The sequence below is a fragment of the Acidocella sp. C78 genome, assembly GCF_907164655.1.
On the sequence record NZ_CAJQZK010000034.1, the window covers coordinates 1 to 10,284 of the forward strand.

The following is a 10,284-nucleotide window of genomic DNA, read 5'->3' on the forward strand; positions in this document are numbered from 1 at the left end:
CCGGCAACAAGCCGACGAGGCGCTCGGCTTCGGCGACGATCGGCTCGGCGATGGCGGCGGCACGGGCAGCGCCGGCCTGGAGCATGCGGTCGATCTCCGCGGGATCGGCGGCGAGGCGTCTGGTCTCGGCACCGATCGGGGTGAGTTTCTGCACCGCAAGCTCGGTCAGCCGTTCCTTGAACGGGCCGAAGCCGCTGCCGGCGTGCTGGCGCAGAACCTCCTCGGCGGTGAGGCCGGCGAGCGCGGCGTAGATGCCGACGAGGTTGCGGGCCTCGGGGCGGGAGTCGAGCTGCGCCGTGCGCTCGGGCAGCGGTTCCGGGTCGGTCCTGGCGCGGCGGATCTTCTGGGCGATGGCGTCGGCATCGTCGGTGAGGTTGATGCGGCTCTGGTCCGAGGTGTCGGATTTCGACATTTTCCTGGTGCCGTCGCGCAGGCTCATGATGCGGGCGCTGCCGCCGATGATGCGCGGCGTGATGGCGGGGAAGAATTCCGTTCCGTAATCGTGGTTGAATTTTTGCGCGATGTCGTTGGCGAGTTCGAGGTGCTGGCTCTGGTCCTCGCCGACGGGCACCTCGGTCGCGTGATAGGCGAGGATGTCGGCGGCCATCAGGTTGGGATAGACGAACAGGCCGGTCGAGACGGCCTCGCGGTCCTTGCCGGCCTTGTCCTTGAACTGGGTCATGCGGTTCAGCCAGCCGAAGCGGGCGACGCAGTTGAAGATCCAGGCGAGGCGCGCATGGGCGTGCACCGCCGACTGGTGGAACAGGATGCTGCGGGCGGGGTCGATGCCGCAGGCGACGAGCAGGGCGGCGTTCACCCGCGTCTGCTGGCGCAGCGCCTCGGGCTCGACCCAGACGGTGAGCGCGTGCAGGTCGACCAGGCAATAAATGCCCTCGTTGCCCTCCTGCAGCGCGACCCAGTTCTGGATCGCGCCGAGATAATTGCCGAGATGCGCGATTCCGGTGGGCTGGATGCCCGAAAATATGCGTGCCATGCCCACTGTATCAGCGCGCTTCGCCGGCCCGGTCAAGCGCCGTTCAGGCGGGTTTGGGGCGGCGCAGGAACAGGCGCAGCTCCGCCGGGCGGATGGCGCCGAGGACAACGCCGGCGAGCGCGAAAACCGCGAGGCCGGCGGCGATCAGCAGGGCGAGGCTGGCGATCGGGGGCAGATGCATCAGCGCGGTGCGGCGCAGGGCGAGCAGGGCGAGAGCCATCAGCCCGCTCGCCAGCGCGATGGCGAGGATGCGGCGGGCAAGCGCGCGGTCGGGCGCGAAATCGGCGCGGCGGCGGAGCAGGAGGGCGAGGGCGAGGGCGTTGAACCAGGCGGCGAGGCTGGTGGAGAGCGCAATGCCGACCTGTTGCAGCGGGTGCATCAGGGCGAGGTTGAGGGCGAGGTTGATCGCGACCGCGGCAAGCCCGGTCTTGACCGGGGTGGAGGTGTCGCCGCGGGCGAAGAATCCGGGAGCGAACAGCTTCACCAGCACGAAGGCGGGGAGGCCGAAGGCGTAGACGGCGAGGGCGGCGGCGCTGCGGGCAGCGTCGGCGTCGGAAAAGGCGCCGTGGGCGAAGAGCGTGTGCATCACCGGCAGGCCGATCGCTGCCAGCGCGGCGGCGGCGGGCAAAGTGAGGAGCAGCGAGACCGCGATGGCGCGGTTGAGCGACCCGCGGGCGGCGTCGGTCTCGTTGCGGCGGAACTGGCGCGAGAGGGTCGGTAGCAGCACGGTGCCGACCGCGGTGCCGATGACGCCGAGGGGGAGCTGGTTCACCCGGTCGGCATAATACAGCACGGAGACGGTGCCGGTGGGCAGCAGCGAGGCGATGATGGTGTCCACAGTAAGATTGAGCTGGGTGACACCGGCGCCGATCAACCCCGGGCCGAGGCGGCGCAGCACGGTGCGTGCCCCCGGCGTGAGGCGCGGAACGCGCAGGCGCAGCGGCGAGCCGGCGCGGGCGAGCGCCCAGGCGAGCAGGACGAACTGCACGATTCCCGACAGGGCGACGCCATAGGCCAGCGCCTCGGGCACGCGCTGGCCGGCGGCGTGCAGGATCAGCAGGGTCGCGATGATGCAGACATTGAACAGGATGGGGGCCGCCGAGGCGGCTGCGAAATGGCCGCGCGCGTTCAGCACGCCAGAGAACAGGGCGCAGAGGCAGATCAGCCAGAGATAGGGGAAGGTGATGCGCGAGAGCCGGACCGCGAGGGCGAATTTCGCCGGGTCGGCGCGGAAGCCGGGGGCCAGAACGTCCAGCACCAGGGGCATGAACACGAGGCCGAGAATGGTGAGGGCGAAGAGAAACACCGCCATGATCGCGGTGACCTCCTCGGCGAGGCGGCGGGCCGGGGCCTCACCCTCCTGCGCGAGGGCGCCGGCATAGGCGGGAATGAAGGCGGCGCTGAACGCGCCCTCGCCGAACAGGCGGCGGAACAGGTTGGGCAGGCGCAGCGCCACGAAGAACGCATCCGCCGCCGGGCCGGCGCCGAGCAGGGCGGCGATCAGGATATCGCGCGCGAAGCCGAGCACCCGGCTGCCCATCGTCCAGGCGCCCACGGTCAGCGCATTGCGCAGCATTCTTGCTCCTCGGCGGTTGGCGCCCGGCCGGATCGGCCGGAACGAGCGCAGAGCATTAGCGGGTGGCGGGGACGGTTTCCAGCCTTGGACCGGCGGGGAGGATGAAGCCGTCGGTGGGATAGATGGTGCGGCCGGGTTCGCGATCCGGCGCGTACCACACGCGCACGGAAGTCCAGTCATTCGCGGGCGAGACGTCGAGCACCGGGGTGGCGCGCTGGATGCGGCCGGGCAGCCAGTTGGCCTGGGTGACGAGGATTTCGCGGGGGCCCAGCACTTGTGTGACGACGGCGACATGGCCCGCGGTCATCGCGCCGTGGCGGCGGAAGACCAGCACGGCGCCGGGGACGGGGCGATGCGCGCGGGGGTAGCGCCCATCGGCCTCGGCCCACCAGCGCCACGCATCGCCGGTCAGCTCGATGCCGGAGACGGCGCGGGCATAGGGCACGCAGGTGAGCGTGGTCGGGGTGCCGTATCCGGCGAAGCGCGAACTGGCGCAGGCGGCGAGCAGCAGCGGCGCCGCGAGGGCGGGCAGAGCGAGTCGCATGGCCCGAGAATACCTGCTAGTCAGCCGCCATGGACACGATTTTCCTCGGCGACCTGTCGACCCCGGCGGGGCGGCGCAATGCCTGGATCGACGCGCTATTCGTCGACCACGCCGTGCTGCGGCTGGGCTGGACCAATTTCGCGCCGGTGAAGCCGGGCGCGCTGTATCGCTCGAACCATCCGGTGCCGTTCCAGCTGGCGAAATTTCGCCGCCGTGTCGGGATCAACACGCTGATCAACCTGCGCGGCGAGTGCCGCAACGGCTCGGACGCGCTCTCGCGCGAGGCGGCGCGGCAGCTCGGGCTCGATTTCTACGACATGGCGCTGGAATCGCGCGGCGCGCCGCATCGTGACCGCATCCTGCGGCTGGCCGAGATCATCCGCACGATGCGGCGGCCGGCGCTGGTCCACTGCAAATCCGGCGCCGACCGGGCGGGGATCGCGAGTGCGTTGTTCGTGCTGATCGAGGGCGGCAGCGTCGCCGAGGCGCGGCGGCAGCTGAGCCTGCGCTTCGGCCACATCCGACAGTCGAACACTGGAATTCTGGACGCCTTCCTCGACATGTACGAGGAGGAGGGCGGCGGAATGGCCTTTCTCGACTGGGTGCGCGACGTCTACCGCGAACAGGCGCTGCGCGAGCGCTATGCGCGCGAAACGCGGAACCGGCCGGCCGGCGGATCGCGCGGTTCGTCAACGACAGGCTGCTCGCCGGGAGTGACCGGGCGGCGGCGCGGGCGGTTCCGGTGGGCGGTCAGACCTCGGGCGGCGCTGCGCTGATCGGGATTTCGCGGGCTTCGGTGGAAGGCTGGTCGCCAAGGCCGGGAGCGGCTTCACCGAGATCCTGATCGTCCTGCGACTCGGCGGACTGCGGGGCGTCGTTACGCCGTGCATGACCATTGCCGTGCTGGGCTTGAGCGGCCTGGTTCATGGCTGAAATAATGCGAAAATAATGCTCAGCATACTGGAAATAGCTTTCGGCGAGAACCCTGTCGCCGGCGCTCGAAGCGTCGCGGCCGAGTTGCTGATACTTGTCATAAAGCTGCTGGGCGGTGCCGCGGACCCGCTGTTCGGGCCGTTGCTGTCGAAGACGTGGTTGCGGTTCAGCGGGGTGCCCCCCTGATAGCTGCGGAAAGAGCCGCCGCCGCCACCACGATTGTTGCGCCCGCGCATACGTTTGATGTTCATCGAGTTTCGGTATCCTGTTGCAGTGCGACCATGCGCGTGCCGGACCGTCGTTTCCCTGGTCGAGGCCGGGCAGCGTCTTTCATGGTGTGGTCGTTCAAACGAGTTCGATACGGCATCTGCGGAACCGGCACCGCGTCGCGGGACGAAGCGGTCGGGAACCCGCCGTTCCAGCCTCGTGAGACCGGGTATCGAATACGGAATTGTTATCTAGTCTGATTCGGCCGGAACGCCAAATGGTTTTTCACGAATATTTTCCCGCCCCAGACATGAGCACGGCGCGGGGGATTCCCGCAAGGTCGGGCGCGGCGATCGCGTCCAGCCCATGCGCGGCGGCCAGCGCGATGAGCGGCTCGGCCTGGCCGATGCCGGCTTCGAGAACGGCAATGCCGCCAGAGGCGAGCAGGCGGGGCAGATCGGCGACGATGCGGCGATAGGCATCGAACCCGTCCGCACCGCCATCGAGGGCGGAGGCGGGTTCGTGGGCGGCGACTTCCGCCATCAGGTCGGGAATGTCGGCGCTCGGGATATAGGGCGGGTTGGCGAGGATGAGGTCGAAGCGGCCGGCGAGGGCGTCCGCCCAGTCGCCGCAGCAGAAGGCGGCGCGGGCGGCAAGGCCGGTGCGGGCGGCGTTGGCGCGGGCCAGCGCGCAGGCCGCGGGCACGCGGTCGATGCCAAGTCCGAAGGCGTCGGGATATTCGGCGAGGGCGGCGAGGAGCAGGGCGCCGGTGCCGGTGCCGAGATCGAGGATCGTGCGGATCTTGTTCCGCTCAGGGCGGTGGCGCAGCGCGGCTTCGATGAGGGTTTCGGTGTCCGGCCGCGGGATGAGCGTTGCCGGCGAGACGGCGAGGTCGAGGCTCCAGAACCCCTTCGCGCCGGTGATGTAGGCGAGCGGCTCGCGGGCGGCGCGGCGGCGGGCGAGGGCGAAGGCGGGTTCAGGATCGACGTCGTCAAGCGCCCAGAGCGAAGCGAGATCGACGCCGAGCGCGTGGGCGAGGATGAGTCGTGCCTCGCGGGTCGGGTTCTCGACGCCGCCCGCCGCGAGGATGCGGCCGAGTTCGCGCAGGGCCTCGGTGGTCGGAATCATGCGCCGGCGGCGGCGAGGCGGGCGGCCTGGTCTTCCTCGGTCAGCGCATCGATGATGTCGTCGAATTCGCCGAGCATGATGCGGTCGATCTTGTGCAGGGTGAGGTTGATCCGGTGATCGGTGACCCTGCCCTGCGGGAAATTGTAGGTGCGGATGCGCTCGGACCGGTCGCCGGTGCCGACCTGGGACTTGCGGTCGGCGGCGCGGCCGGCGGCGGCGGTGGCGCGGGACTGTTCGTAGAGCCGGGCGCGCAGGATCTTCATCGCCTTGGCGCGGTTCTTGTGCTGGCTCCGCTCCTCCTGCATGGCGACGACGATGCCGGTGGGCAGATGGGTGATGCGGACGGCGCTCTCGGTCTTGTTGACGTGCTGGCCGCCGGCGCCGGAGGCGCGGAAGACGTCGATCCTGAGGTCCGCCTCGTTGACCTCGACATCGACATCCTCGGCCTCGGGCAGGACGGCGACGGTGACGGTGGAGGTGTGGATGCGGCCCTGGGTTTCGGTGGCGGGAACGCGCTGGACGCGGTGGACGCCGCTCTCGAACTTGAGGCGGGCGAAGACGGCGCGGCCGGTGATTTCGGCGATGCCCTCACGCAGGCCGCCGAGTTCGGTTTCGGTGTAGTCCAGCACCTCGAAACGCCAGCCGCGCAGATCGGCGTAGCGGCGATAGGCGGCGAAGAGCTCGGCGGCGAAAAGTGCCGCCTCGTCGCCGCCGGCGGCGGGGCGGATTTCGAGGATGGCGGGGCGCTCATCGGCGGCGTCGCGCGGCAGGAGGGCGAGGCGGATTTCGTGTTCGAGCCGCGGCAGGGTCTCGCGCAGGGAATCAAGCTCGGCATCGGCCAGTTCGCGCAATTCGGGGTCGGCGCGGGCGGCCTCGGCCTCGTCGCGGGCGCGCTCGGCGGCGCGGAGCAGAAGGATCTGCTGCTCGACCGGCTCGATCTCGGCCAGCTCCCGCGATGCCGCGACGAAGCGCTCGCCGTCGATCCCGGCGGCGAGCATCGCGCGCAGCTCTTCGGCGCGGAGGACGATACGATCGAGTTTCTGCTCCAGGGTCATCGCGTCAGCGGGTCATCCGAGGGCGGCGAGCAGTTCGGCGCGGGGGAGTTCGCGCTGGGCGCCGTCATCGAGGGTTTTGAGAGTCACGGCGCCGCGGGCAAGCTCGTCCGGGCCGATCAGCACGGCGGCGCGGGCGTTGATGCGGTTGGCGCGTTCGAGACGCTTCTTCATGTTGCCGCGATAGGCGACCTCGGCGGCGATGCCGGCGCGGCGGAGGGTGGCGAGGATCTCGATCGCGGCGATCTGCTCCGCCTCGCCCATCGGGATGACGGCGACGGGGCGCGGCGTGGCGGGGGTTGCGGCCAGCAGCATGGCGAGGCGCTCGATGCCGGCCGCCCAGCCGACGCCGGGGGTGGGCGGGCCGCCCATCTGCTCGACCAGCTGGTCGTAGCGGCCGCCGCCGAGCACGGTGCCCTGCGCGCCGAGGGCGGTGGAGACGAATTCGAAGGCGGTGTGGTTGTAGTAGTCGAAACCGCGGACGATGCGCGGGTTCTCGACGAAGGCGATGCCGAAGGCGGAAAGCGCGGCTTTCAGACCGTCGTAGAACGCGGCGGAGGCGGGGTTCAGGTGGTCGTGGATCCGCGGGGCGTCGGCGAGGAGGCGGATGTCGTTCGCATCCTTGGTGTCGAGGATGCGGAGCGGGTTCTTGACCAGGCGGACCTTGCTCTCGGCGGAAAGCTCGGATTCGTAGCGCGAGAGATAATCGACCAGGGCGGTGCGGTAGGCATCGCGGCTGTCGCGGTCGCCGAGCGTGTTGATGTGCAGGGTGATGCTGGCGCCGACGCCGAGTTCGTCGAGGATCTGCTGGCCGCAGGCGATCGCCTCGGCATCGGCGAGCGGTTCGGCGGCGCCGATGATTTCGAGGCCGATCTGGTGGAACTGGCGGTAGCGGCCCTTCTGCGGGCGCTCGTAGCGGAACATCGGGCCCTGGTAGAAGATTTTCTGCGGCAGGGTCTGGGTGAGGCCGTTGGAGACCAGGGCGCGGCAGACGCCGGCGGTGCCCTCGGGGCGCAGGGTCACGGATTCGCCGGAGCGATCCTCGAAAGTGTACATCTCCTTGGTCACCACGTCCGAGGTTTCGCCCAAGTTGCGGGCGAAGACGGAGGTCAGCTCGAAGACCGGCGTGGCCCATTCGGCGGCGCCGTAGAGGCCGGCGACGCGGCGGGCGGTCTCGATCACGTGGTGATGCCGGCGCGCGTCCTCGCCGATGATGTCCTGGGTGCCGCGCACGGGCTGGGGCTTGGTCAAGGCGCAAATCCTTCAGACGACGGAGATTGCCCGTGGTTTGCCGGAAATCGCCGCCGCTGAACAGTCCGCGGCGCGCGGGCGGGCTATTCCGCCGCCTGTTTCGCTGCCGCCTTTTCCTCGCGCAGGCGGGCGGCGCGCTGTTCGACCAGCTCGACGACATGGTCGATCATCGAGGCCCCCTCGACCGTGTGGTCGGTCTTGCCGGCGGCGTAGACCATGTGACGGCCATTGCCGCCGCCGGTCACGCCGAGATCGGTCATCAGCGCCTCGCCGGGCCCGTTGACCACGCAGCCGATGATCGAGAGGGTGATCGGCTCCTCGATATGGGCGAGGCGGTCTTCGAGCTGGGCCACCGTGTCGATCACGTTGAAGCCCTGGCGGGCGCAGGAGGGGCAGGAGATGACGCGCACGCCGCGATGGCGGATGCCGAGCGATTTCAGGATGTCCCAGCCGACCGCGACCTCTTCCTCCGGCTCGGCGGAGAGGGAGACGCGCATCGTGTCGCCGATGCCGGCCCACAGCAGCGAGCCGAGGCCGATCGAGGATTTGACCGTCCCGGTCCGCCGTCCGCCGGCCTCGGTGATGCCGATGTGAAGCGGGTGGTCGCAGACCTCGGCGAGCTGCTGGTAGGCGGCGACGGCCATGAACACGTCGGATGCCTTCACGCTGATCTTGAATTCGTGGAAGTCGTGATCCTGCAGGATCTTCGCGTGTTCGAGGGCGGATTCGACCAGCGCGTCGGGGTTCGGCTCGCCGTATTTCTCGAGCAGATGCTTCTCCAGCGAACCCGCATTGACGCCGATGCGGATCGAGCAGCCGTGATCGCGGGCAGCAGCGACGACCTCGCGCACGCGCTCGGCGCTGCCGATATTGCCGGGGTTGATGCGCAGGCAGGCCGCCCCCGCCTTCGCCGCCTCGATCGCGCGGCGGTAGTGGAAATGGATGTCGGCGACGATGGGGACGTTCACCTGCTTCACGATGTCGGCAAGGGCGGCGGTGGCCGCCTCGTCGGGGCAGGAGACGCGGACGATGTCGACTCCGGCGCGCTCGGCGCGGTGGATCTGCGCGACCGTGGCCGCGACATCGTCGGTCGGCGTGTTGGTCATGGTCTGCACGGTGATCGGCGCGTCGCCGCCGACCTTGACCGGGCCGACGCTGATCTGCCGCGATTTGCGGCGGACGATCTGCTGGTATTCGCGGTAGTTCATCGGGCTCGCTTCCGTGGAGGGGTTACTGCGCGGCCGGGGTGGCGGCCGGGGCGGATGCGCCGCCCGCGGGCGCGGCCGGCGTGAGGGGAACATTGTGGAGCACCGTGCCGGGCTTGCCGAGCGGCGCGCCAGCGGTGCCGTTGCGGACCAGTACGGTGCCGCCGGCATTGCCGGTGGTCATGGTCAGGCCCGGCTCGTTCGGCACCGGCCAGGACTGGCCGGCCTTGAGCACGCGGCTGAACAGGATGGTGCCATGCGGGCCGCGAACCTGAACCCAGCTATCGGCGCTGGCGCTGATCACCAGAGGGTTCGATCCGGCCGGTGAACTGGCGGAGCCGGTTGGGGTCGTGGCTGTGGTGCCAGGCGCGGTTGCGGAGGCCAGGCCGGCAGGTTGCGCACCGGCAGATGTCGTGCCGGTGGCTTGGTTCGGCGTCACTCTGGCGGAAGCCGCCGATGCGCCGGGCACCGCAGTGTCGGCACTGGCGGCGGGCGACGCGGCGCTGCCAGCCGCTCCGGCGCCTGCACTTGCATTCGCTGCCGAGCTGACCGTAGCTGCCGATACGGGCGCTGCGGCAGTGTTGGTGGCGGCGGTGTTGTTGGCTGCGGTCACGGCGGAAGATGCCGCCTGCGGCGAGGCGGGTTGGCTGGCTTGGATTTGTGGGGCAGCACCCGGCGACACCCCGGTCGGGGCTGGTGCCGCCGGTGGCGTGGCGGCGGGCTGCGCGGCGGAGGCGGCGGTTCTGGAATGCCCTGTGACGGGTTTCGGCTGCGGTGATTTCGGAATCGCCAATGGGGCGAGCTTGGCAGGGACCTCCGGGACCATCCGCGCCATCCGCAGTTCGTGCTCCGAATGTCGATACCACAGGAAATATCCGCCGAGGCCGATCGCGGCGACGAGGAAGAGCACGGCACCGGGCGGAACGGCGCGGTCGGGCAGGGGCTCGGGAAAGCTGAGGGCGGGCAGGCGGGTGCGGCTCATGCCCTCGGCCCGGAAGCGGCGGAGGATTTCCTCAGGATCGAGCCCCATGATCTCGGCATAGGAGCGGATGAAGCCCGCCGCGTAGGTGGGGGCGGGCAGAGCGGCGAGGTTACCGGATTCGATGGCTTCGAGAAATACCCGCCTGATCTTCAGGCGCGCCGCGATGTCCGGCAGTTTCCAGCCCAGACGCTCGCGGAAGGCGCGCAATTCGGCGCCGACGGCTTCCGGACCGCCCCTGGAGGAAGTGTCGTATCCGGGTATGGTAAGGTGATCGTTGTCGCCGTTCATGATGCTCTTGACTGCCCGCAGGGCGGAGTTGAGGGAGGGCGGCCGAAAGGCGGCGACCTGCCGCAGCGGCCGGACGAAACAGTGTTCCGGTCCGTGCATGCGCCCGGTCTCGACCCGACCCGAT

The 10,284-nt window shown here is 69.8% G+C and carries 9 protein-coding genes and 1 pseudogene; 1 reads left to right on the forward strand and 9 read right to left on the reverse strand.

The window, feature by feature from the left end:
- The 3 genes from trpS to ACIDOCELLA78_RS000000111395 form a co-directional block, all read right to left on the reverse strand.
- Positions 1 to 994: tryptophan--tRNA ligase (trpS, locus tag ACIDOCELLA78_RS000000111385; protein WP_201729659.1), on the reverse strand; the 994-nt coding region annotated here is incomplete at its 3' end.
- Between the two features lie 43 nt (positions 995 to 1,037).
- The gene (gene murJ, locus ACIDOCELLA78_RS000000111390; protein WP_201729660.1) at positions 1,038 to 2,570 is read right to left on the reverse strand and encodes a murein biosynthesis integral membrane protein MurJ; all 1,533 of its coding nucleotides are present in this window, start codon (positions 2,568 to 2,570) and stop codon (positions 1,038 to 1,040) included.
- A 55-nt stretch (positions 2,571 to 2,625) separates the two neighbouring features.
- Positions 2,626 to 3,114, reverse strand: coding sequence for a CHAP domain-containing protein (locus ACIDOCELLA78_RS000000111395; RefSeq protein ID WP_201729661.1), 489 nt, complete (start codon positions 3,112 to 3,114; stop codon positions 2,626 to 2,628).
- Positions 3,115 to 3,152: 38 nt separating this feature from the next.
- Between ACIDOCELLA78_RS000000111395 and ACIDOCELLA78_RS000000111400 the strand changes: the two genes are divergently transcribed.
- The gene (locus ACIDOCELLA78_RS000000111400; RefSeq protein ID WP_374223269.1) at positions 3,153 to 3,890 is read left to right on the forward strand and encodes a tyrosine-protein phosphatase; all 738 of its coding nucleotides are present in this window, start codon (positions 3,153 to 3,155) and stop codon (positions 3,888 to 3,890) included.
- On the opposite strand, the pseudogene ACIDOCELLA78_RS000000111405 reads toward ACIDOCELLA78_RS000000111400, so the two are convergent.
- From ACIDOCELLA78_RS000000111405 to ACIDOCELLA78_RS000000111430, 6 genes and pseudogenes are all read right to left on the reverse strand, one after another.
- Positions 3,865 to 4,298 (reverse strand): annotated as a pseudogene (locus ACIDOCELLA78_RS000000111405) (DUF4167 domain-containing protein). The gene ACIDOCELLA78_RS000000111400 and the pseudogene ACIDOCELLA78_RS000000111405 overlap by 26 nt on opposite strands.
- A gap of 241 nt (positions 4,299 to 4,539) precedes the next feature.
- Entirely contained in the window at positions 4,540 to 5,382 is an 843-nt protein-coding gene (gene prmC, locus ACIDOCELLA78_RS000000111410; protein WP_201729662.1) for a peptide chain release factor N(5)-glutamine methyltransferase, read from the reverse strand.
- Positions 5,379 to 6,437 carry a peptide chain release factor 1 gene (gene prfA / locus ACIDOCELLA78_RS000000111415; RefSeq protein ID WP_201729663.1) on the reverse strand — a complete coding sequence of 353 codons (1,059 nt, stop codon included), beginning with the start codon at positions 6,435 to 6,437 and terminating at the stop codon, positions 5,379 to 5,381. The genes prmC and prfA overlap by 4 nt, the downstream gene beginning before the upstream one ends.
- Before the next feature lie 12 nt (positions 6,438 to 6,449).
- Complete coding sequence (gene hisS, locus ACIDOCELLA78_RS000000111420) at positions 6,450 to 7,685, reverse strand: histidine--tRNA ligase (RefSeq protein ID WP_201729664.1); 1,236 nt, start codon at positions 7,683 to 7,685, stop codon at positions 6,450 to 6,452.
- Positions 7,686 to 7,768: 83 nt separating this feature from the next.
- Complete coding sequence (ispG, locus tag ACIDOCELLA78_RS000000111425; protein ID WP_201729665.1) at positions 7,769 to 8,893, reverse strand: flavodoxin-dependent (E)-4-hydroxy-3-methylbut-2-enyl-diphosphate synthase; 1,125 nt, start codon at positions 8,891 to 8,893, stop codon at positions 7,769 to 7,771.
- 22 nt (positions 8,894 to 8,915) lie between these two features.
- A complete protein-coding gene (locus ACIDOCELLA78_RS000000111430; protein ID WP_249676698.1) occupies positions 8,916 to 10,259 on the reverse strand; it encodes a helix-turn-helix domain-containing protein in 1,344 nt (447 codons plus the stop codon).
- Between the last annotated feature and the right edge of the window lie 25 nt (positions 10,260 to 10,284).